The sequence below is a fragment of the Halopseudomonas aestusnigri genome (genome assembly GCF_002197985.1).
In the GTDB taxonomy this organism is placed as follows: Bacteria; Pseudomonadota; Gammaproteobacteria; order Pseudomonadales; family Pseudomonadaceae; genus Halopseudomonas; species Halopseudomonas aestusnigri.
This window is the reverse complement of sequence record NZ_NBYK01000012.1, coordinates 18537-45435: the sequence shown is the minus strand read 5'-3', so window position 1 is coordinate 45435 and position 26899 is coordinate 18537. Positions and strand designations below refer to the sequence as shown.

Annotated in this window: 24 protein-coding genes; 14 read left to right on the top strand and 10 right to left on the bottom strand. The window is 63.8% G+C overall.

Annotated features, from left to right (window positions below; translation table 11 throughout):
• Positions 1-181 precede the first annotated feature (181 nt).
• Positions 182-1546 (top strand): ribonuclease J, encoded by a 1365-nt coding sequence (locus B7O88_RS14495; protein WP_088276908.1) that lies wholly within the window; start codon positions 182-184, stop codon positions 1544-1546.
• An 84-nt stretch (positions 1547-1630) separates the two neighbouring features.
• On the opposite strand, the gene B7O88_RS14490 is transcribed toward B7O88_RS14495, so the two are convergent.
• Both B7O88_RS14490 and B7O88_RS14485 read right to left on the bottom strand, forming a co-directional pair.
• Positions 1631-2935, bottom strand: a complete 1305-nt coding sequence (locus tag B7O88_RS14490; protein WP_088276906.1) for an NAD(P)/FAD-dependent oxidoreductase — start codon at positions 2933-2935, stop codon at positions 1631-1633.
• Between the two features lie 101 nt (positions 2936-3036).
• Entirely contained in the window at positions 3037-3531 is a 495-nt protein-coding gene (locus B7O88_RS14485; protein ID WP_088276904.1) for an Lrp/AsnC ligand binding domain-containing protein, read from the bottom strand.
• Between the two features lie 143 nt (positions 3532-3674).
• Between B7O88_RS14485 and B7O88_RS14480 the strand changes: the two genes are divergently transcribed.
• The 4 genes from B7O88_RS14480 (at position 3675) to B7O88_RS14465 (ending at position 7150) form a co-directional block, all read left to right on the top strand.
• Positions 3675-4976 (top strand): D-amino acid dehydrogenase, encoded by a 1302-nt coding sequence (locus B7O88_RS14480; protein ID WP_088276902.1) that lies wholly within the window; start codon positions 3675-3677, stop codon positions 4974-4976.
• Positions 4951-5310 carry a RidA family protein gene (locus B7O88_RS14475; protein ID WP_088276900.1) on the top strand — a complete coding sequence of 120 codons (360 nt, stop codon included), beginning with the start codon at positions 4951-4953 and terminating at the stop codon, positions 5308-5310. Before B7O88_RS14480 ends, B7O88_RS14475 begins: the two co-directional genes overlap by 26 nt.
• 113 nt (positions 5311-5423) lie before the next feature.
• Complete coding sequence (gene alr, locus B7O88_RS14470) at positions 5424-6494, top strand: alanine racemase (protein ID WP_088276898.1); 1071 nt, start codon at positions 5424-5426, stop codon at positions 6492-6494.
• A 107-nt stretch (positions 6495-6601) separates the two neighbouring features.
• Positions 6602-7150, top strand: a complete 549-nt coding sequence (locus B7O88_RS14465; RefSeq protein ID WP_088276896.1) for a cupin domain-containing protein — start codon at positions 6602-6604, stop codon at positions 7148-7150.
• A 114-nt stretch (positions 7151-7264) separates the two neighbouring features.
• Here B7O88_RS14465 and B7O88_RS14460 read toward each other — a convergent pair whose 3' ends face one another.
• The 3 genes from B7O88_RS14460 to B7O88_RS14450 all read right to left on the bottom strand — a co-directional run bounded on the left by B7O88_RS14460 (position 7265) and on the right by B7O88_RS14450 (position 13073).
• Entirely contained in the window at positions 7265-8665 is a 1401-nt protein-coding gene (locus B7O88_RS14460) for an efflux transporter outer membrane subunit (RefSeq protein WP_088276894.1), read from the bottom strand.
• Positions 8658-11828, bottom strand: coding sequence for an efflux RND transporter permease subunit (locus B7O88_RS14455; protein ID WP_088276892.1), 3171 nt, complete (start codon positions 11826-11828; stop codon positions 8658-8660). The genes B7O88_RS14460 and B7O88_RS14455 overlap by 8 nt, the downstream gene beginning before the upstream one ends.
• 75 nt (positions 11829-11903) lie before the next feature.
• Complete coding sequence (locus tag B7O88_RS14450; RefSeq protein ID WP_200818468.1) at positions 11904-13073, bottom strand: efflux RND transporter periplasmic adaptor subunit; 1170 nt, start codon at positions 13071-13073, stop codon at positions 11904-11906.
• Positions 13074-13457: 384 nt separating this feature from the next.
• On the opposite strand from B7O88_RS14450, the gene B7O88_RS14445 reads away from it, so the two are divergent.
• Positions 13458-14414: an AraC family transcriptional regulator gene (locus B7O88_RS14445; protein WP_235005807.1), complete on the top strand. Its 957-nt coding sequence runs from the start codon at positions 13458-13460 to the stop codon at positions 14412-14414.
• Here the strand turns inward: B7O88_RS14445 and B7O88_RS14440 are convergent.
• Positions 14411-14974: a DUF4136 domain-containing protein gene (locus tag B7O88_RS14440; protein ID WP_160003195.1), complete on the bottom strand. Its 564-nt coding sequence runs from the start codon at positions 14972-14974 to the stop codon at positions 14411-14413. The two genes, B7O88_RS14445 and B7O88_RS14440, sit on opposite strands and share 4 nt — an antisense overlap.
• A gap of 336 nt (positions 14975-15310) precedes the next feature.
• On the opposite strand from B7O88_RS14440, the gene B7O88_RS14435 reads away from it, so the two are divergent.
• The 4 genes from B7O88_RS14435 (at position 15311) to B7O88_RS14420 (ending at position 19435) form a co-directional block, all read left to right on the top strand.
• A complete protein-coding gene (locus tag B7O88_RS14435; protein WP_088276884.1) occupies positions 15311-16141 on the top strand; it encodes a BON domain-containing protein in 831 nt (276 codons plus the stop codon).
• 71 nt (positions 16142-16212) lie between these two features.
• A complete protein-coding gene (locus tag B7O88_RS14430; protein ID WP_088276882.1) occupies positions 16213-16644 on the top strand; it encodes a ferritin-like domain-containing protein in 432 nt (143 codons plus the stop codon).
• 97 nt (positions 16645-16741) lie between these two features.
• Positions 16742-16906, top strand: a complete 165-nt coding sequence (locus tag B7O88_RS14425) for a DUF1328 domain-containing protein (RefSeq protein WP_088276880.1) — start codon at positions 16742-16744, stop codon at positions 16904-16906.
• Between the two features lie 174 nt (positions 16907-17080).
• Positions 17081-19435, top strand: a complete 2355-nt coding sequence (locus B7O88_RS14420; RefSeq protein WP_088276878.1) for a phosphoketolase family protein — start codon at positions 17081-17083, stop codon at positions 19433-19435.
• Here B7O88_RS14420 and B7O88_RS14415 read toward each other — a convergent pair.
• Together B7O88_RS14415 and B7O88_RS14410 are read right to left on the bottom strand one after the other, a co-directional pair.
• Complete coding sequence (locus B7O88_RS14415; RefSeq protein WP_088276876.1) at positions 19421-22108, bottom strand: cation-translocating P-type ATPase; 2688 nt, start codon at positions 22106-22108, stop codon at positions 19421-19423. The genes B7O88_RS14420 and B7O88_RS14415 overlap by 15 nt on opposite strands.
• A gap of 13 nt (positions 22109-22121) precedes the next feature.
• A complete protein-coding gene (locus B7O88_RS14410; protein WP_088276874.1) occupies positions 22122-23525 on the bottom strand; it encodes an MBL fold metallo-hydrolase RNA specificity domain-containing protein in 1404 nt (467 codons plus the stop codon).
• A 145-nt stretch (positions 23526-23670) separates the two neighbouring features.
• Here B7O88_RS14410 and B7O88_RS14405 point away from each other — a divergent pair, with 145 nt between their 5' ends.
• Positions 23671-24048 (top strand): carboxymuconolactone decarboxylase family protein, encoded by a 378-nt coding sequence (locus B7O88_RS14405; protein ID WP_088276872.1) that lies wholly within the window; start codon positions 23671-23673, stop codon positions 24046-24048.
• Between the two features lie 12 nt (positions 24049-24060).
• Here the strand turns inward: B7O88_RS14405 and B7O88_RS14400 are convergent, their stop codons facing one another.
• Positions 24061-24426 carry a glutaredoxin family protein gene (locus tag B7O88_RS14400; protein WP_088276870.1) on the bottom strand — a complete coding sequence of 122 codons (366 nt, stop codon included), beginning with the start codon at positions 24424-24426 and terminating at the stop codon, positions 24061-24063.
• A 125-nt stretch (positions 24427-24551) separates the two neighbouring features.
• Between B7O88_RS14400 and B7O88_RS14395 the strand changes: the two genes are divergently transcribed.
• The 3 genes from B7O88_RS14395 (at position 24552) to B7O88_RS14385 (ending at position 26397) form a co-directional block, all read left to right on the top strand.
• A complete protein-coding gene (locus B7O88_RS14395; protein ID WP_088276868.1) occupies positions 24552-24785 on the top strand; it encodes a DUF3820 family protein in 234 nt (77 codons plus the stop codon).
• 117 nt (positions 24786-24902) lie between these two features.
• The gene (gene wrbA / locus B7O88_RS14390) at positions 24903-25502 is read left to right on the top strand and encodes an NAD(P)H:quinone oxidoreductase (RefSeq protein ID WP_088276866.1); all 600 of its coding nucleotides are present in this window, start codon (positions 24903-24905) and stop codon (positions 25500-25502) included.
• A gap of 100 nt (positions 25503-25602) precedes the next feature.
• Positions 25603-26397 carry an SDR family NAD(P)-dependent oxidoreductase gene (locus B7O88_RS14385; RefSeq protein WP_088276864.1) on the top strand — a complete coding sequence of 265 codons (795 nt, stop codon included), beginning with the start codon at positions 25603-25605 and terminating at the stop codon, positions 26395-26397.
• Between the two features lie 34 nt (positions 26398-26431).
• Here B7O88_RS14385 and B7O88_RS18240 read toward each other — a convergent pair whose 3' ends face one another.
• Positions 26432-26560: a hypothetical protein gene (locus B7O88_RS18240; RefSeq protein ID WP_268807004.1), complete on the bottom strand. Its 129-nt coding sequence runs from the start codon at positions 26558-26560 to the stop codon at positions 26432-26434.
• Positions 26561-26899 lie beyond the last annotated feature (339 nt).

Below are 26899 nucleotides of genomic sequence, written 5' to 3'. Positions count from 1 at the left end.
CAAGCAAAATCAGGATGCGCTCGGCCGCAGACCCAGCAACTGTTTTCTGCTCACGTTTACTGCCGCCTATTGCTGCAAGTAAAACCCGCACAATTCAACGTCACACGGTTTTTACTTGCAGCTTAAAGCTTGAGGCTTGAAGCTGTCAGTTCCCGCCTCACAACCGATATAAGGCTTCCCAATGCGCGCCCGCTTCGATCAACTCCACCGCCAACCCGGCCCCTGGTTTGTGGCCCTCGGCGGCGCAGGCATGTTCGGGGCGAACTTTTATCTGTACGGCTCGGGTGGCGAATGGATTGCGGTGGACTGCGGCTTTGCTCTGAATCCGACACCCAGCGGGCGCAACAGTGTTTCGGTGCCAAGCCTGTCCGCACTGGAGCGGCACGACATCAAGCTGTCGGCGCTGCTGATTACCCACGGGCATGAGGACCACATCGGTGCCATCCCGCACCTGTGGCGTGCGCTGGATTGTCCAATTTACGCCAGCCCCTTCGCCGCCCAGCTGATTCGCGCCAAGCTCGATCCCGGCCTGACCTGGCCGCGCCTGCAGGAAATCCGCCCGCTGGAGCCCATCGGCATCGGCGCCTTTCAGGCCGAATGGATTCCGGTAACCCACTCGATCCCCGAATCACACGCTATCGTGCTGGAGGTTGCCGGCAAGCGCCTGTACCACAGCGGCGACTGGAAGCTGGACAATCATCCGGTCGTTGGCGAGCTGACCGCGCAGGCCCGTTTGCAGCAACTGGGCCGTGCCGGCATCGATGTCATCATCGGCGACTCGACCAACGCCCCGGTACCCGGTGCCAGCCGCTCCGAAGCCGCGGTGCAAAATGGCCTGCAGGACGCCATTCGGCCCTGCCGCCAGCGAGTCATCGTCACCTGCTTTGCCAGCAACCTGGCGCGCTTGCACAGTCTGGCGGACATTGCCTTCGATTGCGGCCGCTACGCCGCGCTGCTCGGCCGCAGCCTGACCCACATGCACAGCATTGGCCGCGCCCAGGGCTACTTGCCGGGGCGTCCCGGTTACATTGGCCCCTGGGAACTGGGCCATCTGCCGCGCGAGCAGCAACTCTGGGTCTGCACCGGCAGCCAGGGTGAACCCGGGGCCGCGCTGGGCCGGCTTGCCGCCGGCAGCCATCCGCAGCTGAGCCTGGAGGCGGGCGACACGGTGATTTTCTCCTCGCGCCTGATTCCCGGCAACGAACTGGCACTGGAGCGCATCAAGCAGGGCCTGAAAGAGCAGGGCGTCGAACTGATCGACGACGACATGCAACCCGATGTGCACGCCTCTGGCCACCCGCCACAAGACGACCTGCGCCAGCTCTACAGCTGGCTGAAGGCCCGCCACCTGCTTCCCGTACACGGCGAGCGCTACCACCAGCAGGCACACATGGCGCTGGGTCGCGAGCTGGGACTGGGCGGGCTGATACCCGCCAACGGCGACCTGATAGACCTCAGCGCTCAACCGGCCAAGGTGGCCGAACTGCCGTGGGGGTTGGTCGACCTAAACCCCAGCGACAAGCCGCAAGCCTCAAGCCGCAAGTAGAACCCCGCGGCGCACGACTTTGCTGCCAGCTCACGCTGGTTTAGCTTGTAGCTTGCAGCTCCCCGCGCGCCCAAGCGCGCGGGGTTAAAACAGCTCTTTCGTCCGCTCCCAGAGCATACCCATCGCCAGCAGCGGCGCGCGGAAGCGCTGACCGCCCGGGAAGGCCATATGCGGCACCTTGGCAAAGATATCGAAGCCGCTGCCAGCTTGGGCAGTAATGGCCTCCGCCAACAGCCGCGCGGCCAGGTGGGTGGCGTTGACGCCGTGGCCAGAGTAGGCCTGGGCGTAGAACACGTTCGGCTGGTCATCGAGGCGCCCGATCTGCGGCAGACGGTTGGCGCCGATGCCAATCATGCCGCCCCACTGGTACTCGATTTTCACATCCGCCAGCTGCGGAAACACCTTGAGCATTTTCGGCCGCATGTAGGCCGCTACGTCTGCCGGGTCGCGGCCAGAGTAGTGGCAGGCACCGCCGAACAGCAGACGGTGATCGGCGGAGAGGCGGTAGTAATCCAGCGCCACGCGCTGGTCACACAACGCCATATTCTGCGGGATCAGGCTGCGCGCGCGTTCCTCGCCCAGCGGTTCGGTGGCAATCACGTAACTGCCGGCCGGAATCACGGTGCCGCCGAGCTTCGGATTCAGTTGTCCCATATAGGCATTGCAGCCCAGCACCAGCTGTTTGGCCCGCACTCGGCCGGTTGCCGTATGCACGGTCAGGGTGTCGCCGTAGTCAATGCGGGTGACCGGCGAATGCTCGAACAGCCGCGCACCCAGCTGACGCGCTGCCGCCGCCTCACCCAGCACCAGATTGAGCGGGTGCAGGTGGCCTGAGCCCATATCGGTCATGCCGCCGATGTAGCGATCGGAGACAACCACCGTATGCAGTTGATCGCGCTCAATCATCGTCATTTCGTGGCGGTAACCCAGCGACTTGAGCTCCTCGCGATCGGCGAGAAAGCCCTCCATGTGCGCCGGCTTGTTGGCCAGATCGCAATAGCCCATGGTCAGATCGCAGTCGATGTTGAAACGTGCCACCCGCTCGGTGACGATTTCGACCGCCTCGATACCCATCAGCTTGAGGTTGCGTACGCCGTCTGCGCCAATCTGCTTTTCGAACCGGTCAACATCGTGACCAACGCCGCGAATCAGCTGACCACCATTACGGCCACTGGCGCCCCAGCCGATCTGATGCCCCTCCAGCAGCACCACCGACAGCCCGCGTTCAGCTAGTTCCAGCGCGGTGTTGACGCCGGTAAAGCCACCGCCAACGATGCAGACGTCGGCCTGCTCCTCCCCCTGCAGGACCGGCAGCCCGAGCTGCTGGTTGGTGGTCGCGGCGTAATACGAAGGAGCGTGCTCGTGGGTATGGGTTGAACTGCGCAGCATGGGGCTATCCGTTAGCGGTCGTTGGCGTTTGAAATCGTGAAACAGCGTAAATAAAAATTGACGCTCAGCATAACCAGATACCGCTGGCCCGACAATCCCGCTCAGTCTGCATCGGGAATCGGCAGCGCCAGCGTCTCCTTCAACTCTTCCATGACAATGTAGCTTTTCGACTCCCGCACACCCGGCAGACGCAGCAGGATATCGCCCAGCAGCTTGCGATAGGACGCCATTTCGGAAATGCGCGCCTTGATCAGGTAATCGAAGTCACCCGATACCAGATGACACTCCAGCACATGCGGCAGCTTGATCGCGGCGCGGCGAAAATCGTCAAAGATGTCGGCCGACTTGGAGTACAGGCTGATCTCCACGAACACCAGCAGGTTAGCCTGCAGCTTGTGCGGGTTGAGCCGGGCACCGTAGCCAAGGATGAATTTCTCCCGCTCCAGGCGCTTCACCCGCTCCATGCACGGAGTGGTCGACAACCCCACCCGTTCGCCCAGCTCCACATAGGACATCCGCCCCTCTTCCTGCAGCAATTGCAGGATGTGGCGGTCAATCCGATCCAGCTCGCGACTGGAGGCCTTTCTGGTTTTCATGAAATACCCCTGAAAAACGTATTCTCCAAAGAATCTTGCTCTGTAATACGAAAAATAAACGAAAAATCAGTCCAGATCACTTGCCATAGAATAGCGATATCGCCCATGGGCAAATTCACAGCAAATTTTCCGGGAGCAATGTCATGCAGGTTCTCATCCTCGGTAGTGGCGTCATCGGCGTTACCAGCGCCTGGTATCTGGCCCGCGCCGGCCATCAGGTCACCGTGGTTGATCGCCAGCCGGGCGCCGGCCTGGAAACCAGCTTCGGCAACGCGGGCATGATCTCCCCCGGCTACTCCGCCCCGTGGGCCGCACCGGGCGTGCCGTTCAAGGCCGTCAAATGGATGCTGGCCAAGCACCCACCACTGTCCATTCGCCCGACCAGCGACCCGCACCAGTATCGCTGGATGGTACAGATGCTCGCCAACTGCACTGAAGCCCGCTATGCGATCAACAAGGAACGCATGATGCGCCTGGCTGAATACAGCCGCGACTGCCTGATGGACCTGCGCACCGACAGCGGGGTCGACTACGAACACCGCGAGCAGGGCACCCTGCAGGTATTCCGCACCCAGAAACAGATGGATGCCGCCGCGCAGGACATCGCCGTGCTCGAACGCTGCGGCGTACCCTACGAAGTGCTCGACCGTGACGGCTGCGTGCGCGTAGAGCCCGGTCTGGCCGCCAGCGCCGACAAGATCGTTGGCGGGCTGCGCCTGCCGAACGACGAGACCGGCGACTGCCACCTGTTCACCACCCGCCTGGCCGCCAAAGCCGCCGAGCTGGGCGTCGAATTCCGCTACAACTGCGCCATCGACGAGCTGCTCAGCGACGGCGCGCAGATTAACGGCGTACGCCTGGAAAGCGGCGAAGTACTGACCGCCGACCGTTACGTGCTGGCCCTCGGCAGCTACTCGCCAAAACTGGCCCGCCCGCTCGGCTTCGATCTGCCGATCTACCCGGTCAAGGGCTACTCGCTGACCCTGCCGGTGGCGGATGATGCCATGGCGCCGGTTTCCACCATCATGGACGAAACCTACAAGGTTGCCGTCACCCGCTTTGCCGACCGGATCCGCGTGGGCGGCATGGCCGAGTTGACCGGCTTTGACGACACCCTCAAAGAAAAGCGTCGCGCAACACTGGAAATGGTTGTCTCCGACCTGTTTCCTCAGGGCGGCAAGGTGGCCGAAGCCACCTTCTGGACCGGCTTCCGCCCGATGACCCCGGACGGCACGCCGATCATCGGCGCCAGCAGTCTGCGCAACCTGTATTTCAACACCGGGCACGGCACCCTGGGCTGGACCATGTCCTGCGGCTCCAGCAAACTGCTGGCTGACCTGCTGTCCGGCGAAAAGCCGGCGCTGAACGCCGGCGATTACAGCTTTGACCGCTACACCAACCACAAGGAACACCAGCACCATGGCCATCCAGCGTCTGCACACTAACCACCGCATGAGTCAGATCGTGATTCACCAGAACACGGTCTACCTTGCCGGTCAGGTGGCCGCCGATGACGACCTTGCCAAGGACGCCGCCGAGCAGACCCGCAGCACACTTCAGGAAATTGAAAAGCTGCTGGCCGAAGCCGGTACCAACAAGACCAACATCCTGTCGGTGACCATTTACCTGAAAGACATCGACGCCGACTTTGAAGCCATGAACAGTGTCTGGGATCAGTGGCTGCCCGCCGGCACCGCCCCTGCCCGCGCGACCGTCGAAGCCAAGCTGTGTGAGCCGGAAATTCTGGTCGAGATGTCCGTCGTCGCTGCACTGCCCTGAGGTTGCGGCAAAACCTGTTTCACCCTCTCAGTCACCGCTCCCACGCGTTCAGTGGTGTCTGATATTCTGACGGGGCACATTGCCCCGTCTTTTTTATCCAAGATGCCTTGCCCATGCGCCCAGCCCAAGCCCTGATCGATCTGTCTGCCCTGCGTCACAACTATCAACTGGCCAAGTCGCTGTCCGGGCGCCGCGCGCTGGCGGTGGTCAAGGCCAACGCCTACGGGCATGGCGCCGTGCAGTGCGCCGAAGCCCTGCAGGCCGATGCCGATGGCTTCGCCGTCGCCTGCATCGAGGAAGCGCTGGAGTTGCGCGCAGCCGGCATTCGCGGCCCGATCCTGCTGCTCGAAGGCTGGTTCGATGCCGACGAGCTGCCACTGCTGGCCGAGCACGACCTCTGGGCGGTGCTGCACCACGATGCCCAGCTGCAGCAACTGCAAGCGGCCAACCTCAGCAGACCACTGCACATCTGGCTGAAGCTCGACAGCGGCATGCACCGGGTTGGTTTCAGCCCCGATGAATACGCCAACGTTTGGCACCGCCTTGCCGCGCTGCCGCAAGTCGCCAGCCTGACCAAAATTACCCACTTCTCCCGCGCCGACGAGCCCGGCACCGGTCGCACCGAACAGCAGCTGGCGACCTTCGCCGCCGCCACCGCCGGGCTCGACGGTCCGGCCAGTCTGTGCAACTCGCCCGGCATACTCGCCTGGCCGCAGGCCCACAACGACTGGCTGCGCCCCGGCATCATGCTGTATGGCGCAACCCCGTTCGAGTTCGAGCAGGAGCATGCCGCGAAGCTGCGCCCGGTGATGCAACTGACCTCGCGCATCATCGCCGTACGCGAGCTGCCAGCGGGCGAGCCGATCGGCTACGGCTCACGCTTCGTCACCACCCGGCCAACCCGCGTCGGCGTGGTTGCCATGGGTTATGCCGACGGTTATCCACGCCACGCCAAAGACGGCACACCGGTGCTGGTCGATGGCCAGCGCAGCCGACTGATCGGGCGGGTATCAATGGACATGCTGACCGTCGAACTGACCGACCTGCCCGGCAGCGGACTGGGCAGCAGCGTGACCCTCTGGGGTAATGGCCTGAACGCCAGTGAAGTGGCAGGCTGGGCCGACAGCATCCCGTACCAGCTGTTCTGCAACCTGAACCGGGTACCCCGTCACTACATTGGGTGATGGCGGCGGCACGGCTGTTGAAAATTCTGAACAGCCGTGCAATTATCCCCCGGGTCGAACGCCCCCCTGAGGCGTTCAGTCCGACCATTCCCCGGAGGAATCTGCCATTGGACGTTGGTGCCCGTCTCAAAACCATCCGCAAACTCAAAGGTTTATCCCAACGTGAACTGGCCAAACGCGCCGGCGTCACCAACAGCACTATCTCCATGATCGAGAAAAACAGCGTCAGCCCCTCGGTCAGCTCACTGAAGAAAGTGCTCTCAGGCATCCCGATGTCGCTGGTCGATTTCTTCTCGCTGGAGCTGGAAGAAGACACCCAACGCAAGGTGATCTACCGCGCCGACGAACTGCTGGATATCGGCTCCAACGAAGTCACCATGAAACTGGTCGGCAAGGGTCACCCCAACCGTGCCTTCTCCTTCCTCAACGAGACCTACCCGCCCGGCTCCGATACCGGCCCGGACATGCTAAACCACGAAGGCGAAGAAGCCGGTACCGTGGTCAGCGGCCAGCTGGAAGTGACCGTCGGCAGCGAGGTTTATGTACTGGAAACCGGCGACAGCTACTACTTCGACAGCAACCAGCCGCACCGTTTTCGTAACCCGTTCGACGTGCCCTGCGTGCTGATCAGCGCAACCACACCCGCCAACTTCTAATCACCCGCCGGTGGATCGTAGGGTGGAGAACGCCGCAGGCTTCTCCACCGAGCAATCTCGACAGCCTCGCCCAGCATCGTATTCAAGGCCGTCCGGTTACGGTATGCCGTGGCCCTAGGCCTCAGGTACCGGCGGCGCGCCGGCCAGCGAACGATAGACACTGACCATGGCGGTCGCCGTCGCGATCCGGCTCTGCACCAGATCACTGCGCACAGCGGTCAACTGCTGCTCGGCATCCAGCACTTCGAAGTACTCGATATAGCCCTGCTCGTAGCGCAGCCGCGCCTGATCCACGGCAGCCTGGGCGGCTTCGCTGGAGGCCTGCAGCCAGCGGCTGCGCTCCCGCGCATGACGGTAACGCACCAAGCCGTTTTCGGTTTCTTCCAGCGCCAGCAACACGGTCTGCTGGTATTGCGCCAGCCGCTCGGCACCGGTAGCGTCCGCCGCCGCGATACGGGCGCGCACGCCCTCTACGTCAAGGAAGGTCCAGTCGATACCCAGTGTGACGCTGCGTGACTCGGCGCCCGCAGTGAACAGGTCACCGTCGCTGCCCACCACCGAGCCCAGCAGTGCGCCCAGGGTAAAGCGCGGGAACAGGTCTGCGGTGGCCACACCGATGCGCGCGGTAGCCGCCGCCAGACGGCGTTCTGCAGCCTGTATATCCGGGCGCCGGCGCAGCACCTCGGCCGGGGTAGCAACAGGGATGCGCGCACGCATGGCCGGCAGAGGGCGGGCTTCTGCGAGAGACTGATTGAGCGCCGCCGGCGGCTGCCCGGTCAGCACCGCAAGGCGATGCAGACTCAGCTGCACATCGGCCTGACGCTGCGGCACTGCGGCGCGCAGAGCATTGAGCTGGGCCTGCGCCCGCACCCGATCAAACTCGGTACCGCGGCCGGCATCCAGCCTGGCGGTGACGATATCCAGTGATTGCTGCTGCAGGTCGACATTCTGCTCGGCAACGGCCAGCAACTGCTGCTGGCCGCGCAGGGTGAAGTAGCCACTGGCAACCTGCCCGGCAATGGCGACCTGCAGCGCCTGCAGGTCTGCGGCGCTGGCCTCAAGGTCAGCCTCACCGGCTTCCACCGCCCGCTGCAGGCGACCATAAAAGTCCGGCTCCCAGCTGGCCACCGCGCCGAGCGAGTATTGCTCGACCCGTTCGCGGTTCGGATCACTTCGCTCGACCTCGGCCAGGCGCTGCTCACCGGCACTGCCCTGCAGGGTCACGCTGGGCCAGCGGTCCCGACGGGCTCCGCGCAGCAGCGCTTCAGCACCCTGATAACGTGCCAGCAGGGTTTGCAGATCCAGGTTCTGGGCCAGGGCACGATCGATCAGCGCCGACAGCTGCGGATCACCAAAGCCGGACCAGAAGCGCTTCTCGCTGTCCTGACTCGAATCGGCCACCGCATCGGCCTGGCTGAAACCGGCCAGCGGCACCGGCTCCGGCGCCTGGTAATCGGGCCCCACAGCACAGGCCGTCAGCATCACGCTGAGGGCCAGAGGTAACAGCTTATACATGGCTTTTTTCCTCCGCGTGCGCTGTCGGCTCAACGGCAAGCGAGCTGCCAGCCAGTTTGCGCAGCGCCACATAGAACACCGGCGTCAGCAGCAACCCGAACAGGGTCACACCGAGCATGCCGGTAAAGACGGTAATACCCATGGCGTTGCGCACTTCACTGCCAGCACCGCTGGCCAGCACCAGCGGCAGAACGCCGGCGATGAACGCCACTGAGGTCATGATGATCGGACGCAGACGCAGACGGCTGGCTTCCAGCGCGGCCTTGACGGTCTCGACACCTTCCATTTCCTGCTCACGGGCAAACTCGACAATCAGGATCGCGTTCTTGCACGCCAGCCCCATCAGCACCACCAGCCCAACCTGAACGAAGATGTTGGCGTCACCACCGGTCCACCAGACCCCGATCATCGCCGCCAGCAGACACATGGGCACGATCAGGATCACCGCCAGCGGCATCACCCAGCTCTCGTACAGCGCAGCCAGCACCAGGAACACCAGCAGCAACGCAACCGGGAACACCACCAGCGCGGCGCTGCCCTGATTGACCTGCTGGAAGCTCAGGTCGGTCCATTGAATCTGCATGCCCGGCGGCAACGCCTTGGCTGCAACCGCAGCGACGGTATCCAGCGTCTCGGTGGACGACAGCATGGCCGGATCGGACTGGCCGATCAGATCAGCAGCCGGGTAGCCGTTGTAACGGATCACCGGGTCCGGGCCAAAGCTCGGCTTCAGACTGACCATGGTGTTGAGCGGCACCATCTCGCCGGCGGCGTTGCGCACGTAGAGGCTGTCCAGATCACTCGGCTCATCGCGGAACGGCGCATCAGCCTGGGCGCGCACCTGATAGGTCCGACCAAACAGGTTGAAGTCGTTGATGTATTGCGCGCCGAAATACAGCTGCAGGGTGCCGAACAGCTCATCCAGGCGCACGCCCTGCGCCTTGGCCTGCAGCCGGTCTACTTCAGCGTCCAGCTGCGGCACGTTGGCCTGATAGGAGGTAATCGGGAAGCCCAGCCCCGGCGTCTGACTCAGCGCCATCGCCAGGCTGTCGGTGGCCTGCTGCAGCGCACCATAGCCGTCGCCGCGACGATCCTGAATGTACAGCGAGTAACCGGAGCCGGCGCCCAGACCAAATACCGGCGGCGGCATAAAGGAGATGGCAAAGCCCTCCTTGAGTGCGCCCAGCCTGGCGTTGATGTCGTCGGCGATTTCCAGCGCGGTACGCTCACGCACGTCAAAGTCGTCAAACAGAATGAACACGGTGCCGACATTCGGTGTATTGGTGCCCTGCAGCGCGTTGAAGCCGACAAACGCCGCCGCGTGCGACACGCCTTCGGTTTCCATTGCCAGATCACTGACCCGACGCGCCAGCGCTTCGGTACGGTCCAGCGTTGCCCCTTCCGGCAGACGGATGCTGCCAATCAGGTAGGTTTTGTCCTGGGTCGGAATAAAGCCGCCCGGCACCTGACGGAACATCACTACGGTGGCTGCCAGCAGCACCAGATAGACCACAAACACCATGCCGCGCCGACCCAGACTGCGGCCCACCAGCCGCTCGTAACGCTCGGCGTTGCGCTGGAAGAAGCGGTTGAACGGGCGGAACAGCCAGCCGAAGCTGCGGTTGATCACCCGGGTTGGCAGGTCCGGTTCCGCGCCATGGGGCTTGAGCAGGGTGGCGGCCAGTGCCGGCGACAGGGTCAGCGAGTTGATCGCCGAGATCACCGTGGTAATCGCGATGGTCACCGCGAACTGGCGGTAGAACTGACCGGTAATGCCATCCAGAAACGCCATGGGCACAAACACCGCGCAGAGCACCAGACTGATCGCCACAATCGGGCCGCTGACCTCGCGCATCGCCTGATGCGCTGCCGCCAGTGGCGCCAGCCCCTGCTCGATATTGCGCTCGACGTTCTCCACCACCACGATGGCGTCGTCCACCACGATGCCGATCGCCAGCACCATCGCAAACAGCGTCAGGGTATTGATCGAGAAGCCAAGCATCAGCAGCACGGCAAAACTGCCGACAATCGATACCGGCACCGCCAGCAGCGGAATCAGCGAGGCGCGCCAGGTCTGCAGGAACAGAATCACCACCAGCACCACCAGTGCTACCGCTTCAAGCAGGGTCTGGATCACCGAACTGATCGAGGTGCTGACGAACACGGTCGGGTCGTAGGCCACTTCCCAGCTCAGGCCAGCCGGGAAGTCTTCGGCCAGCTCGGCCATCTTGGCGCGCACCGCGGCAGACACATCCAGTGCGTTTGAGCCCGGTGCCTGGAAGATCGGCAGCGCCACGGCCTGACGGCCATTGAGCAGCGCACGCAGGGAGTCTTCCTGCGCCGCCAGCTCGATACGCGCCACATCACGCAGGCGGGTGATCTGCCCATCGTCACCGGTTTTCAGCACGATGTCGCCAAAGGCTTCGGTGCTGTCCAGACGGCCCTTGGCGTTGATGGAAATCAGCAGGTCGGAGCTGTTCGGCATCGGCGGTGCGCCGATCTGGCCGGCCGACACCTGCACGTTCTGCTCCTGCACCGCCGCGACGATATCACCGGCACTGACGCCCAGCGACGCCGCCCGCTGCGGGTCGATCCACAGGCGCATGGCGTAGTCACCGGCACCGAACAGACCGGCCTGACCGACGCCGGGAATCCGCGCCAGCTCGTCACGGATATGCAGCACCGCGTAGTTGCGAATGTAGGTGGCATCCAGGCTGTCATCCGGCGAGATCAGGTGCACCGCCATCATCAGGTTGGGTGACTGCTTCTGCGTCGTCACACCGAGGCGGCGCACGTCTTCCGGCAGCCGTGGCAGCGCCTGCGAGACCCGGTTCTGCACCTGCACCTGAGCCTGATCCGGGTCGGTGCCCAGGGCGAAGGTCACAGTCAGCGCCAGACTGCCGTCGCTGCCAGCCACCGACTTCATGTAGATCATGTCTTCCACGCCGTTGATGGCTTCTTCCAGCGGGGTGGCGACGGTTTCCGAAATGGTCTTGGGGTTGGCACCCGGATAGCTCGCACTGACCAGCACGCTGGGCGGCACGACCTCCGGATACTCACTGACCGGCAGCATCGGGATGCTGATCAGACCAACCACGAAGATGATGATCGACAGCACCGAGGCAAAGATCGGTCGGTCGACAAAGAAACGTGAAATATTCACGGCAATACGCTCCCTTGGCGTGCTCCGCAGAGCACGCCCCAGCAATATCGTTAAAAGGGGAAAATCAGCTCAGGGTCAGAACGCCGTCTGCAGCGCTACCTCGTTGCGAACCGGCTTGCTGCGATCCATCGCCACCAGCTGCGGCGCGACCTCAATACCCGGGAAGAGAATCTTTTGCAGACCGTTGACCACCACCCGGTCGCCCGCCTGCAAACCGCCGCGGATCACCAGCAGGCCCTCCACCCGGCGACCGGTCTCGACAAAGCGGCGAGTCGCCCGGTTCTGCTCGTCCAGCACGTAGACATAGCGACGATCCTGATCAGTCAGCACCGCCTTCTGGTCGATCAGAATCGCCTGGCGGGCCGCCGCGACCGGCATCTGTACCCGGGTGAACTGGCCCGGACGGAACAGCCCTTCGGGGTTGGCGATCACGGCCCGGTACTGCAGCGTCCCGGTGCCGGCGTTGAACTGGTTGTCGACGAAGTCGAGCTGACCCTGGTAGGGGTAATCCTGACCGCTGCCCAGCCCCAGTCGCACCGGTATGGATATGGCATCACCATACGGGTTGCTCTCGACGGTTTGCTGGTCGCTCTCGAAGTAGACATACATGGGGTCGACCGAGACCAGCGTCGCCAGCAGCGTCGCATCGGCGGTCGCCAGGTTGCCGCGGGTAATCTCGGCACGGCCCATGCGGCCGGACACCGGCGCCCTGACCTCGGTGTAAGCCAGCTCCAGTTCGGCGTTATCCTGCGCCGCTTGCGCCGACGCCAGCGCGGCCTGCGCCATACTGCGTGCGGCGCTACGCTGCTCCATCTCCTCGCGGGATATGGCACGTCGCTGCCACAGCTGCTCGGCGCGCTCGGCCTCACGCGCGGCCAGGGTCACCTGACTGCGGGCACGGGAGACTTCTGCGCGCGCCATCTGCAGACGCGCCTGATAGGGCCGCTGGTCGATGACAAACAGCACGTCGCCCTGCTTGACCAGCTCGCCTTCCTCGAAGGCAACCTTGTCGATGTAACCGCTGACGCGGGCTCGCAGCGCCACGGTTTCCGGCGCGGCCATCCGGCCGGTAAAGCTGTCCCAGAGGGTGACATCGCGCGGCTGCGCCACCGCAATATCGACCTCCGGTGCGGGCATCATCTGGCTGTTGGCCTGATCACCACTGGCGTCGCAGCCAGCCAGCAGCAGCAACAGCGCGGCGGCAGCGCCGGCACGGGCAAAGGCATTAAAAGCATGCGTATTCATAAGATCCATCGCTCCCTGTGCTATGAGCAATATTTGGCAGGAATGAAAGGGATCCCCGCGCGCCGAGAGGCACGCCGGTAGGTGAGGGGGATCGGGTATGGCGTGAACGATACGTTCGGCATGCCACATTCAGGTAGCTCGGTCCTGCGTGAAGATTGCCTAATTCTGTAAATCAGCAGAATCCGGCAATCGCCCAATTCTGCTATGGCAAGCACTGACCCTGTAACAGAAAGCTCTCAAAAGGAGCAGAGCAAGCCTTACAGCACAAGGGTTTGCGCAATCCTGCAAGCTTATTGCCTGATCCTGCAATTGCCTGAAGACTGTAATCTGGCTATCAATTGATCTGCGTATACTGTCGCGAAACTCCGAAGGAGGTCATTGACCGTGTCACACGACAACACTCAGCCAGCGCCACTGGACCTGCCCATGTGCCGCCAGCTGGCCGACCTGGTCAGCGAGCATGCGATCAACGAGGGGATCAATGAAACGCGTATTCCCGGACTGGAAGTCTACCGTGCAGACCAGCCGACCAGCTTCAGTTCCGTCGTCTATGAACCTGCGCTCTGTGTCATCGCCCAAGGCAGCAAAACCGTGCAGCTGGGCGACAAGGAGATTCTCTACGGCCCGCTGAGTTACATGATTTCGGCAGTCGAACTGCCGGTCGGCGGTTGCGTCATTGATGCCACCCCGAACGCGCCCTACCTGGCGGTCAAGCTGTCGCTCAATCAACAGGAGATCGCCGAGCTGGTGCTGGAACTGGGCGATGAACTGCCGCCACTGGATCAGCAACGGGAATGCCCGGCGGCGTCTTGCGGGCTGTGCGTGGCGCCCCTGGATACCGGCATTCTGCAGGCCATGACCCGACTGGTCGCACTGCTGTCATCGCCAACCGATGCGCGCGTTCTGGCGCCACTGGTGCGTCGCGAGATCATCTATCGGGCGCTGATGGGCGAGATGGGCTGGCGCCTGCGCGACTTTGTCGCCACCGATACCCAGGCCCATCGCATCTCCAAGGTCATTGCCGTTCTGAAGGACCGCTTTGCCGAACCGTTACGGGTGCGGGAGCTGGCTGAAGACGTGAACATGAGCGAGTCGACCCTGTTCCACACCTTCAAACAGGTCACCCGCATGTCGCCGGTGCAGTTTCAGAAGAAGCTGCGCCTGCACGAAGCCCGGCGCCTGATGCTGACCGAGGGGCTGGAAGCGGCAACCGCAAGCTACCGGGTTGGCTATGAAAGCCCCTCACACTTTAGCCGCGAGTACCGCCGCATGTTTGGCGCACCGCCGCGCGCGGATGTCACCAAGCTGCGCGGCGATCAGGCGATGGTTGCCTCGCTTTAATACGGAGGAAACGCCGCAAGGATGCGGCTCACCAGCCGCTGTACCTGCTCGTCGCGCTGGCTTGGCGTCAGCTCGCGTTCGCTCATGCGCTCGCTTTCAATGCCGCGCCAGACCAGCCGACCGGTGTCGCCATCGAGCAGATCAATCTGCAGCGTCAACTCGCGGTAGTCCACCGGGTACGTCTGAACCGCCGGGCCACCCCAGAACCCGCCCCAGCCGGTGCCCCAGTAGCCGCCAAAGCTGGTAGTGACGTTCTCCTGCCGCTTCTCGACCAGCACATAGCTTTTGACCTGCAGATCAGCATCTCTGCCCTCCAGCACCGGGCGCAGGCCACGGGCATCGAGCTGCTCGGCCACCGCCTGCTCGATCCGTCCGGCCATCAACTCACCACCGATCCGCGGATCATCGCTTGGTCGAAACTCCACCCGCGGCTCGACCCACTCCCAGGTCTGATCGCCGGCAAAGTCGTGAGTGAGATCATAATCCGGTTTGACTGCTGCACCCTGGCAAGCCGCCAGCGACAGCAACAAAGGCATAACAGCAAGTACGCGCGCATACATGGGAACAGACTCCGACAAAAAATGAAAAGGACCAACCTCAGCATCGGGCCAGACCATGACGGCCCACTACCTCAGGCAGTGTAGCGAGCTGTCGGGGGCATCACAGCAGCACTCTGCCCAGCCTACGGGAGATAGACAGCAAATTCGCTTGCAAATTGCACGACCCATATTGCCAATTCGTGCAATGCGCATGTCATGGCATTCCGCCAAAAATCTATAACTAATTGATTTAAAAGAATTTATAAAAAATAAAAAAGCTGGCACAGGCCCTGCAATCATCCTCACAACGGTCGACGAAAAGGCCGCCGATGGAAACCGATTACAGGAGAGACACCCATGAACAAGCTGAAAACCATCGCACTCGCCACTGCCACCGCCAGCCTGATGGGCATGATGCCGCTGGCCGCCCATGCTGCGGACGGCGATCTGACCGAGGCGCGTCAGGAAGGCTCGATCTGGACCGCCATCGCCCTGAACCGTCACCTTAATCCCTTCAGCATCGACGTCGATGTGGAAAGCGGCGTCGCGACCCTGAGCGGGGAAGTCGAAAGCGATGTTGACCGCGATCTGGCCGAGCAGGTTGCCAAGAGCATCGAAGGCGTGCAGCGCGTCGACAACCAGCTGACCGTCAACCCGGACGCCAAGCGCAAGGAACAGAACGCCGGCACACCGAGCCTGTCGCAGAGCTTCACCAACGCGACTACCACCGCCAGCATCAAGTCCAAGCTGATGTGGAACAGCAACACCGAAGGCCTGGACATTAATGTCGACAGCCGCGGCGGGGTCGTCACCCTGACCGGTACCGCCCAGAGCGAGGAAGCCAAGGATCTGGCCGGCATGCTGGCCAAGGACACCGAGGGCGTGCATCGCGTCGACAACCAGATCCGCGTCGACGGTGAGGCCACCGCCGCTGCCAAGGCGCAAAACGCCGCCGATGAGGCAGGCGCTGCGATCAGTGACGCCTGGATCACCAGCAAGGTGAAATCCAGCTACCTGCTGAGCAGCAACCTCAGCGGCCTGGATATCTCGGTCGACACCGATAACGGCGTAGTCACGCTGGGCGGTACTGTCATGACCGAGGCCGAGAAGGAGCTGGCCATCGAGACCGCCAAGAATATCCGCGGCGTCAAGGGCGTGAGTGCAGAGAACCTGCGCACCGCCAACTGATCACCCGGCGCCAGCCTTACCCTGGCTGGCGCCCGCATCTGTCACATATACCCACGAGACGGAGAACGATCATGAGCAACACAGCCACGCAACTGAACGAGCTGATCGAAATTACCCGCGACGGCAAACGCTTCTACGAACATGCCCGCGATGAGGTCAAGAGCGGCGAGCTCAAGACCCTGTTCAGCAACATGTCACAGGCCAAAAGCAATGTGATCATCGCGCTGGAAAAGCGCGTTGCCGCCAACCAGGAAACACCCGCCAGCGGCGGCACGCTCACAGGCAAGGTTCGCCAGGTGTACGCCGACACCCGCGCGGTGCTGTCGAGTGATGAAGAGGCGACCTACATCGCCCAGCTGGAAGAGGCCGAGGATCGCATCCTGCACGCATTCGAAGACGCCATGCAGAGCAATGATCCTGATCTGCGCGCCGAACTGGTAACCGAAATGCCGAAGGTACGCGCCTGCCATGACCTGATGCGCGACCTGAAAAAGGCGCAATAACCGACCGGCCGGGGTGACGTGATGCCACCCCGGCGCCCCCGGAACCTGTGGCGCATCAAGCCGAAGCGCTCGGGATCTGCCGACAAGGAGAACGACCATGCTTAGCTGGGCCATTACCTTTCTGATCATTGCCATCATCGCTGCAGTTCTCGGCTTTGGTGGTATCGCCGGCACCGCGACCGGGATCGCCAAGATTCTGTTTCTGGTCTTTCTGGTGCTGTTTATCGTGTCCTTCATCATGGGCCGCCGACCCAAGCTGTAGCATCCGGCTGGCCACAGATACCTGCACCCGCTCCACGCGGGTGCTTGTGCGCTTGCCCCTGCCTTTGGCGGAGATCTGCCGAGGCCAACCAAAACGCCGCCTTCGTGACCCAGCGCAAGGCAGCAACGGCTTTCTCTGCTAACGTGGCAGACAGACAGGGCAAGGAGACCCAGCATGACCAATACGTTGCACGACTGGAGCCAGGGCTTCGGCGTCATTCAACACGACTTTCTGACCCGCGAGCGCATCAGCGACCTGCTTGAAGAGCTGGCGGCCGAGGGCATCTGCCCGCTTGATCAGGCGCTCACCTTGCTCAAGGCCGCCGACCGCCTGTGCAATGCGGCAATGCGCCAGGTGGCGCACATGACCTACGCCCGCCAGGTCTATCTGGACGGCCGCCCACTTGCGCAGAGGGATTTCAAACCAACGCCCGAAGGCCACACCGGCGGCGCGCTGAACATGGTGCCAGCCTACGTCGGCTATCTGCTCGCCAACGCGCTGACCGGCACCACCCGCAGCTGGCTGATGGGGCAGGGGCACTGCGTGGCGGCGATTGATGCGGTCAACGTGCTGATGGGCAATACCGAAGCGGCGCAGGCCGAACGCTATCCGTTCAGCGATGCCGGGCTCAGCCAGCTTTGCCAGGACTTCTACAGTTACGCCATCGACGCCGAAGGCCGCCCGGCGGTGCCGCTCGGCAGCCACGTCAATCCGCACACCGGCGGCGGTATCAGCGAGGGCGGCTACCTTGGCTTTGCCGGCCTGCAATACGTACACATGCCGCTGCCCGGCCAGGAGCTGGTGACCTTCCTCAGCGACGGCGCCTTTGAGGAGCAGCGTGGCAGCGACTGGGCGCCACGCTGGTGGCGCGGTGAAGACAGCGGGCTGGTGATGCCGATCATGATCGCCAACGGCCGGCGGATCGACCAGCGCTCGACCATGGCGCAGGTTGGCGGCGTCGACTGGCTGCGAGAGCATCTGGTGCTCAACGGCTTTGACCCGATCGACATCGACGGCCGCGATCCGGCCGCCTTCGCCTGGGCCATCATCAACATGGCCCGCAGCCTGCGCCGCGCCCACGAGGCCGTCGTCAACGGTGACGCGGAATACCCGGTGCGCCTGCCCTACGCCATCGCCGAAACGGTCAAGGGCTTCGGCTTCCCGGGTGCGGGCACCAATGCTGCCCACAACCTGCCGCTGGTCGACAACCCGGCCGTCAACGAGGCCGCCCGCGAGCGCTTCAATCAGGGCATTGCCGCGCTGCACGTCGACGAAGCCGACCTGCGCGCCGCAGTGGCCGCCCTGAGCACCCACAGCGAGCAGCAGCGTCCACAGGAAAAGGATCATCCGCTGGCCCGCATTCAGGTCCCCACGCCACGACTGCCGCCCATCGCCGCCGAACAGCCCGCTGCGCCGATGGCCGCCATCGACCAGTGGTTCTGCGCCCTGACCCGCGCCAATCCGCAGCTGCGCGTACGGGTCGGCAACCCCGATGAAATGCGCAGCAACCGCATGAACCAGACCCTCGACCAGCTGCTGCACCGGGTCACCGCGGCCGAAGAGGGCATCGCCGAAGGTCTGCAGGGCAGCGTGATTACCGCGCTGAACGAGGAAGCAGTCGTCTCCGCGGCACTGGCCAACCGCCAGGGCATCAACCTGGCCGTCAGCTATGAAGCCTTTGCGGTGAAAATGCTCGGTGCCATGCGTCAGGAGCTGATCTTCAGCCGCCACGCCCGCGAACTGGGCCGCGCCTCCGGCTGGCTGAGCGTGCCGATCATCGCCACCTCGCACACCTGGGAAAACGGCAAGAACGAGCAGTCCCACCAGGACCCGACCCTGTGCGACGCCTGGCTGCAGGAAATGAGCGACAGCGCCCCGGTCTACTTCCCGGTCGACAGCCACAGCGCGGTAGCGGTGATGCGCAAGGTCTACGCCAGCCACGGCAAGGTGGCGCTGATCGTCGCCCCGAAAAACCCGGTTGATGCCTGCCTCACCGTGCCCGAGGCCGACGCCGCGGCTGAAACCGGCTTTGCCGTGTTGAATGCCGATCCGGGCGCCGAGCTGCAACTGCTGGCCGTCGGTGCCTACCAGCTGCAAGCGGTGCGCCAAGCCGCCCAGCACCTGCGCTATCACGGCGTCCCCTGCAGCGAGGTGGCGATCATCGAGCCGGGGCTGCTGCGCGAGGGACGTGATGCCATGGAACAGGCAGTGGTGCACAGCGACGCCGAGCTGGCGCGGCAGATCCCGGCGGCCCGCTGCCGGCTATTCGTCTGCCACGGCCACGCCGAGGTGATGACCGGGGTGCTGCGCCGCCTCGACACCGGCCCGCGCACCAGCCGCTTCCTGGGCTACCGTAACCGCGGTGGCACGCTGGATACCTTCGGTATGCAGTTCGCCAACCGCCAGAGCTGGGCGCATCTGGTCGCCGAGGCTGCGCAGCTGCTGAATCGCCCGCTGGACGATCTGCTCGGCAAGGTCGAACAGGCGGTGCTAAGGGGCGAGGGCGATCCGCAGTTACTGGCGCGCTGAGGGGCGCGCCGCCTGCCAGCGGCGCAACGCCTTCTCCAGCTCGACCACAACAAAGATCGACAGAGCCACCGCTGTCAGCCGCAGCCAGTCTGCGGCCGACAGCGACTCCAGCCCGAACAGCTGCTGCGACCACGGCAGGTAGCTGTACAGCAACTGCAGCACCACGACCCCAGCGATGGCTCCCAGCATAGGCCCGGCGCGGCGGAAGATTGCCGGTGTCAGCACCGAGGCATCGAGGAAGCGGCAGTTGATCAGATACACCGCCTCGATCATTACCAGCGTGTTGACCGCGACCGCCCGCGCCAGCTCGACTGACGCGCCGTGGCGCAGGTAATCGCCGAACTGCCAGAACACCAGCCCCGCGGCCCAGACCGATACCAGCAGCGTGCGCCAGGCCAGCTCGGCACTGATCAGGCTCTGGCCGGCCGGCCGTGGCGGACGCGCCATCACCCCCGGCTCCGGTGGCTCGAAGGCCAGCGCCAGCGCCAGCGTGACGGTGGTCACCATGTTGATCCAGAGAATCTGCGCCGGGGTAATCGGCAGGGTCCAGCCGAGCAGGATGGCGAAAATGATCACCGTCGCCTCGGCCAGACTGGTCGGCAGGATGTAGAGAATCGATTTGACCACGTTGTCGTAGACGGTGCGGCCTTCAGCGACCGCGTGGGCGATGGTGGCGAAGTTGTCGTCGGTCAGTACCATGTCACCCGCTTCACGCGCCGCATCGGTGCCCTTGCCGCCCATGGCGATGCCGATATTGGCCTGACGCAGCGCCGGTGCGTCATTAACCCCATCCCCGGTCATCGCCACCACCCGCCCCTGACGCTGCAGCGCCTCGACCAGCTGCAGCTTGTTGGCCGGGCTGGTGCGGGCAAAGATATCGACAGCAGACGCGGCCTCGTCCAGCCCCTGGCTGTCGAGGCGATCCAGCTCGGCACCGGTCAGCACCCGCTCGACATTCAGCCCCATCTCGGCGCCGATGGCCGCCGCGGTCAGCGGGTTGTCACCGGTGATCATCTTGACCCGGATACCCGCCTGATGGCAGCGGGCGATGCTGTCGATGGCTTCCGGCCGGGGCGGGTCATTGATGCCGATCAGCGCCAGCAGACACAGGCCCTGCTCGACCAGCCCGTGCTCGGCGTGGACATCGGCCGGCAATCTTCGCTCGGCCAGCGCCAGCACCCGCATCCCCTCGGCACCAAGGCGTTTCAGCTCGGCCTGCCAACAGGCCAGATCCAGCGGCTCGGGACCGTTGGCGCCGAACTGCGTCTCACAGCACGTCATCAACCGGTCCGGCGCGCCCTTGACCGCCAGCAGGGCGGTTGGCTCACTGTCACAACGGTGCAGGGTCGCCATATAGCGGCGCTCACTTTCAAACGGCAGCTCCTCGACCCGCGGCCACTGTTCAAGCACCTGACCGAACTGCGGCAGCGCCTTGCGCGCCAGCACCAGCAGGGCACCCTCGGTCGGGTCGCCATGCAGCTGCCATTGGCCGTTTTCCTGCGACAGGCTGGCGTCATTGCAGAGCAGTGCCACCCGCGCGGCCGCCAGCAGCGCCCCGTCGGCGGCCGGCTCGATGCGCCCCTGCGGGCTATAGCCCTCGCCCTCGATGTGATGCAGCTGCACGGCGGTCACGCACTGACGGGCGGTCATGGCGTTGGCGGTCAGGGTACCGGTCTTGTCCGAACAGATCACATCGACCGAGCCGAGTACCTCGACGCTGGGCAGCCGCCGCACCAGCGCCCGCTGCCGGGCCATACGCTGCACGCCGATGGCCAGGGCGATGGTGACGATCGCCGGCAGCCCCTCGGGAATGGCCGCCACGGCGATACCGATGGCGGCCTGAACCATGTCATCCAGCGCCAGGCCGCGCAGCAGGTTGCCGACCAGAATGGTCAGCACGGCAATAATCAGTGTAAGGATGCTGAGCTGGCGGGCGAAGCGTGCCAGTTGCTGCTGCAGCGGCGTATCGGCCAGCGTGGCCTGACGGGTCAGCTCACTGATACGGCCGATTTCGGTCTGCGCGGCAGTGCGACAGACCAGCCCGCGCGCAACCCCGGCGGTCACCAGTGTGCCCATGAACGCCATGCCGTGCTGCTCGGCCAGCGGCGCATCGGCCGCTGTCGCCGCCAGGTGCTTGCGCACCGCTACCGATTCTCCGGTCAGCATCGACTCGTCGCAGGCCAGATCCTTCAACTGCACCAGCCGCAGGTCGGCCGGCACCTTGTCGCCGGCCTGCAGGCTGACCAGATCACCCGGCACCAGCTCGCTACTGTCGACGGTGCGCAGCTGGCCGTCGCGCCAGACCAGCGAGCGGGTGCGGGTCATGCCGAGAATGGCCTGCAAGGCGGCCGATGCCTTGCCCTCCTGCACAAAGCCCACCAGCGCGTTGATCATCACCACGCCGAAGATAACCCCGGCATCGACTCGATGCCCCATCAGCAGACTGATCACGCCACTGGCGATCAGCACATAAATCAGGGTATTGCGGAACTGCCGGGCAAAACGCCGCCAGGCCGGCTCCGGTGGCGCTTGCGGCAGGGCGTTGGCGCCATGCCGCTGCAACCGCATTGCCGCCTCGGCCTGACTCAGACCCAGGTCGCTGCTGTCCAGTCGCTCAAACGCACCAGCCGGATCAATGGCGTGCCAGTCAACCGGCGATCCCTGCTCGGCCATGCTGCTGCTCCACTCAGAATGCCAGGCACTGGCCCGGGGTCGGGATCATGGCTTCGATCTGACGCTCATCCCACAGCCGCTTGGCCAGCGCATCCAGCGCTTCCGGCTCGCCATGCACCAGCACCACCTTCGGGTTGTTTTCAAAGTGACTGACCCACTCCACCAGCCCGGTTTGCCCGGCATGGGCCGAGAAGCCGCCGAGGGTTTCAATCTGCGCGCGCACCAGATACTCCTCACGGAACAGCTTGATGCGCTGCACCCCGTCAATCAGGATGCGGCCCAGCGTATTGCGTGCCTGAAAACCGACAAACACGATGGTATTGCGCTCATCCCAGATGCGTTGCTTGAAGTGATGACGAATGCGGCCTCCGGTACACATGCCGCTGCCGGCAATGATCAGCGCGCCGCGTTTGATTTTGTTGATCATCATCGACTCGTCGGTGCTGGGCGTCAGTTGCAGGCGTGGCAGGAAGTCACGCAGCAGGCTCTGATCACCGCTGCACAACCCCTTCACGCCCTCGCAGTCGAGCTGGCTGAGCCAGCGGTCGTAGAGCCGGGTAACTTCGATCGCCATCGGGCTGTCGAGGAACACCTGCCAGTTATCCAGCTTGCCCTGCTCATGCAGCTGGCCGAGGTAAAACAGCAGCTCCTGGGTACGGCCAACCGCAAAGGCCGGAATCATCACGTTGCCGCCCCGCTCCCAGGCCTCGTGCAGGACCTGCTCGAACTGCTCCAGAGTATTGCCCAGGGTGCGGTGATCACGGTCACCGTAGGTGCCTTCCATCATCACCAGGTCGGCGCGGGTCAGCACCTCAGGGTCAAACAGCAGCACGCTGTCCTTCTTGCCCAGGTCGCCGGAGAACACCAGACGCTTTTCCCGGCCCTGCTCCTGCAGGGTCAGCTCGACAATCGCCGAACCCAGAATGTGGCCGGCGTCGTGGAAGGTCACGCTGCCCGCCTCACCAACCGCAAACGGCTGGTGATAGCGCTGCGGCGAGCATTGCTTGAGCACCCGCTCGACATCGTCGCGGGTATAGGCCGGCGGCAGGTCCGGCGCGCCCCGACGGGCACGGCGCAGATTCTCACGCTCCAGATCACGCTCATACAGCCCGGCGGCATCATTGAGCATGACTTCCAGCAGATCGGCAGTCGCGCGCGTGCAGTAAATCGGCCCGCGAAATCCTTCGCTGACCAGCTTGGGCAGCAGCCCGGAGTGATCGATATGGGCATGGGACAGGATCACTGCGTCGATCTCGGCGGGCTTGAAGGCGAAACGCTCCTCCTGCAGGCGGTCTACCGCGTCGCCACCCTGATGCATGCCACAGTCGAGCAGCACCTTGCCCACCGCAGCCGAACTCAGCAGGTGGCAGGAGCCCGTTACTTCCTGCGCTGCACCGAGAAACCGAATACTCGCCATGCCTGTCTACCTCCAGTGTTTCGTTATGATTGCACCACTCTGGCACAGTTTAATGATCTCTGCTGCCAATACGCGCTGATCTGCGTCAGCTTTCGCAGGGCAGCCTGATAAACTGCGGCCAGCACCGCAGAAAGAGGACCCAAACATGAGCAATACCAGGCAGGAAGGCGTGCAGGTACGCCGGGAAGTCATGGGCGACGCCTTCGTCGACCGTGCCCTGAACAATGCAACCGAATTCAGTCAGCCGCTGCAGGAGTTCGTCAATGAACACGCCTGGGGTGGGGTATGGAATCGCGAGGGGCTGGACCGCAAGACCCGCAGCCTGATTACCCTGGCCGCACTGACCGCGCTGAAGTGCCCTCAGGAGTTGAAAGGCCACGTGCGTGGGGCCCTGAATAACGGCTGCACGGTGGAAGAGATCCGCGAAGCGCTGCTGCACTGCGCAGTCTATGCCGGCGTACCGGCCGCCATCGATGCCTTCCGTGCGGCGCAGGAAGTCATCGACAGCTATCAGCAGGCCTAGTGCAGCGCCTGCTCAGGCAAAGCGGGATTCGAGGTAGGCGTTGATCGCATCGGACTCGTACAGCCAGCGGGTCTGACCGTCTTCCTCGATACGCAGACAGGGCACCTTGATCTTGCCACCCTCGGCCAGCAGGGTCTGGCGGTGCTCGGCGTTGCCGGAGGCATCGCGCAGCTCAACCGGTACATTCAGCCGCCGCAGGGTACGACGGACCTTCACGCAGAACGGACAGCCGTTGAACTGATACAGCACCAGTGCCGACGCGGCGTCATCCACCGCAGCCTGCGCGGCGGGTTCGCGCTGCATCGGGCGCGGCCGGGTAAGGAAGCTGAAAAAGACGACGAGCTGGCCAACAATGACCCGCAGTGCCTTGACGATCATGGCAATAACTCTCTGTGGCGGTGAAAACGGCTGCGCAGGATACCCTGTTGGCCGCGACCTGCCCAACATGACCTGACGAAGCGGGGCAGGCATAATCGCCTTTCACTCCGAATTTGCGAGCCGCAATGAAACCCGAAGATCTTGTGCTGCTGGTCACCCGCGAAATGCCCTTCGGCAAATACAAGGGTCGCCTGCTCGCCGACCTGCCCGGCCACTACCTCAACTGGTTCGCCCGGGAGGGCTTTCCCAAGGGCGAGATCGGCCGTCTGCTGCAGCTGATGCAGGAGATCGACCACAACGGGCTAAAACCGCTGCTCGACCCGCTGCGTCAGGGTCCGCGCCGCCGCTATCAGGATTGATCGGCGAGATCGCCTGAACTTGCCCTGCCCATCATGCTCTATGCTTTGAGGCGCGCCGATCAATCGCGAACCCGAGCGCCGGCGCGGCACCGCCCATCACAGCAGGAGCAGACAGCAATGGCCAAGGTACTAGTGCTTTACCACTCCATGTACGGACACATCGAAATCCTCGCCCAGGTCGTCGCCGAAGGCGCGCGGCAGGTTCAGGGGGTTGAGGTCACCATCAAGCGGGTGCCGGAAACCATGCCGGAAGACGCCTTCAAGGCAGCCGGCGGCAAGGTTGATCAGGCCGCTGACGTTGCCAGCCCGGGTGAACTGGCCGACTACGATGCCATCGTCGTGGGCACGCCGACCCGCTTCGGCAACATGTCCAGCCAGATGCGCACCTTCTTCGATCAGACGGGCGGCCTGTGGGCCAAGGGCGCACTGCACGGCAAGATCGCCAGCGTATTTACCTCCACCGGCACCGGCGGCGGCCAGGAGATGACCATTACCTCCACCTGGACCACCCTGGCGCACCACGGCATGGTCATCGTGCCCATCGGCTACGGCACCAAGGAACTGGCCGATATCGAGCACGGCAAGGGCGGCACACCCTACGGCGCATCGACCATCGCCGGCGGTGATGGCTCCCGTCAGCCAGATGCCCGCGAGCGCGCCATCGCCCGTTACCAGGGCAAGTACGTCGCCGGTCTCACCCAAAAGCTGTTTGGCTGAAACCACCGACAACCGCTGGTCGGCGTGCGTCAGGGCCTGTTGAATTATGATCATCATACCAATAGAATGACAACCATAATTCAAAGCCAGGAGTACGACCATGAAAGCCTCCTCTCATGCCCAGACCGCGCTGATCACAGGCGCCTCCAGCGGTATCGGTGCGACCTACGCCCGCCGTCTGGCCGCCCGCGGCTATGACCTGCTGCTGGTCGCCCGCAACGAAACACGTCTGCGGCAGCTCGCAGATGAGCTTACTGCCGCCCACGGGGTGCGCGTCGATCTGCTCAGCGCCGACCTGGAACAACACGCCGACATCGAAAAGGTTGCCGCCAGGCTACGCAGCGACGAGCAGATTACGCTGCTGGTCAACAGTGCAGGCATCGCCCTGAACGGCAGCCTGGCCGAGGCCGACCTGGACAGCACCCACAGCCTGCTGCAGATCAATCTGCTGGCGCTGACCATGCTCGCCAGCGCTGCTGCGGTACGCTTCAGCCTCGGTGGCGGCGGCGCGATCATCAATATCGGCTCGGTGGTGTCGCTGCTGCCGGAGCGCTTCAACGCCATCTACAGCGCCAGCAAGGCCTACGTGCTGAGCCTAAGCCAGAGTATGCACGCCGAGTTGGCAAGCCACGGTGTGCAGGTTCAGGTGGTGTTGCCCGGCGTGACCCGCACCGAGATCTTCGAGCGCTCTGGCAGCTCGCTGGCGCAGATCCCACCCGGCATGGTGATGGAGGTGGAGGATCTGGTCGATGCCGCACTGCGCGGTTTCGATCAGGGCGAACTGGTGACCATTCCCTCCCTGCCGGACAGCAGCGAATGGCACGCGCTGACCCAGGCACGGTTGCAACTGGCGCCCAACCTGTCGCACAACCAGCCTGCGGCCCGCTACCTTTGAGCCGAGCCGCAGCCTCGCTGCAGCGCTGATCACGTCACAGGCTCGCCGACCAGATAACCTGCGCGGCAGCCTGTGCACCATCAACCAGGGCAACGCGCTGTGCCTGCTGCACCTGACTGCCGACGATCAGCCCCTCACCAATCAGAAACAACTGGGTAGACACCACCTCTGGCTGTCGCGCGCCGCTGAGCTATCTGGTGTCTCCGGTGCTGGTCGGCTCGCTGGTTATCGTGCTGACCGCCTGGGCGGTCAACAATCTGCGTAGCCCGCGGAGTTATCCGAGGTATTGGCTGTGAGGTGCGGCGAGCCGCTTCCGGTCATGTGCTGTTGCTGAGTCTGCCTTTCACGTCGAGCCAAGGCCCAGCCATACGTGAAGCGTGCACGTACCAACTCCCCGTTTACGCGGGCGAGTAGCGCAGGGCTGACGGGAAAAAGAGTCATAGGATGTCTGAGGCTCGAAGAGCCGAGTTTTTGAGTGGCCGGCGAGGCCTCCCCGTCAGCC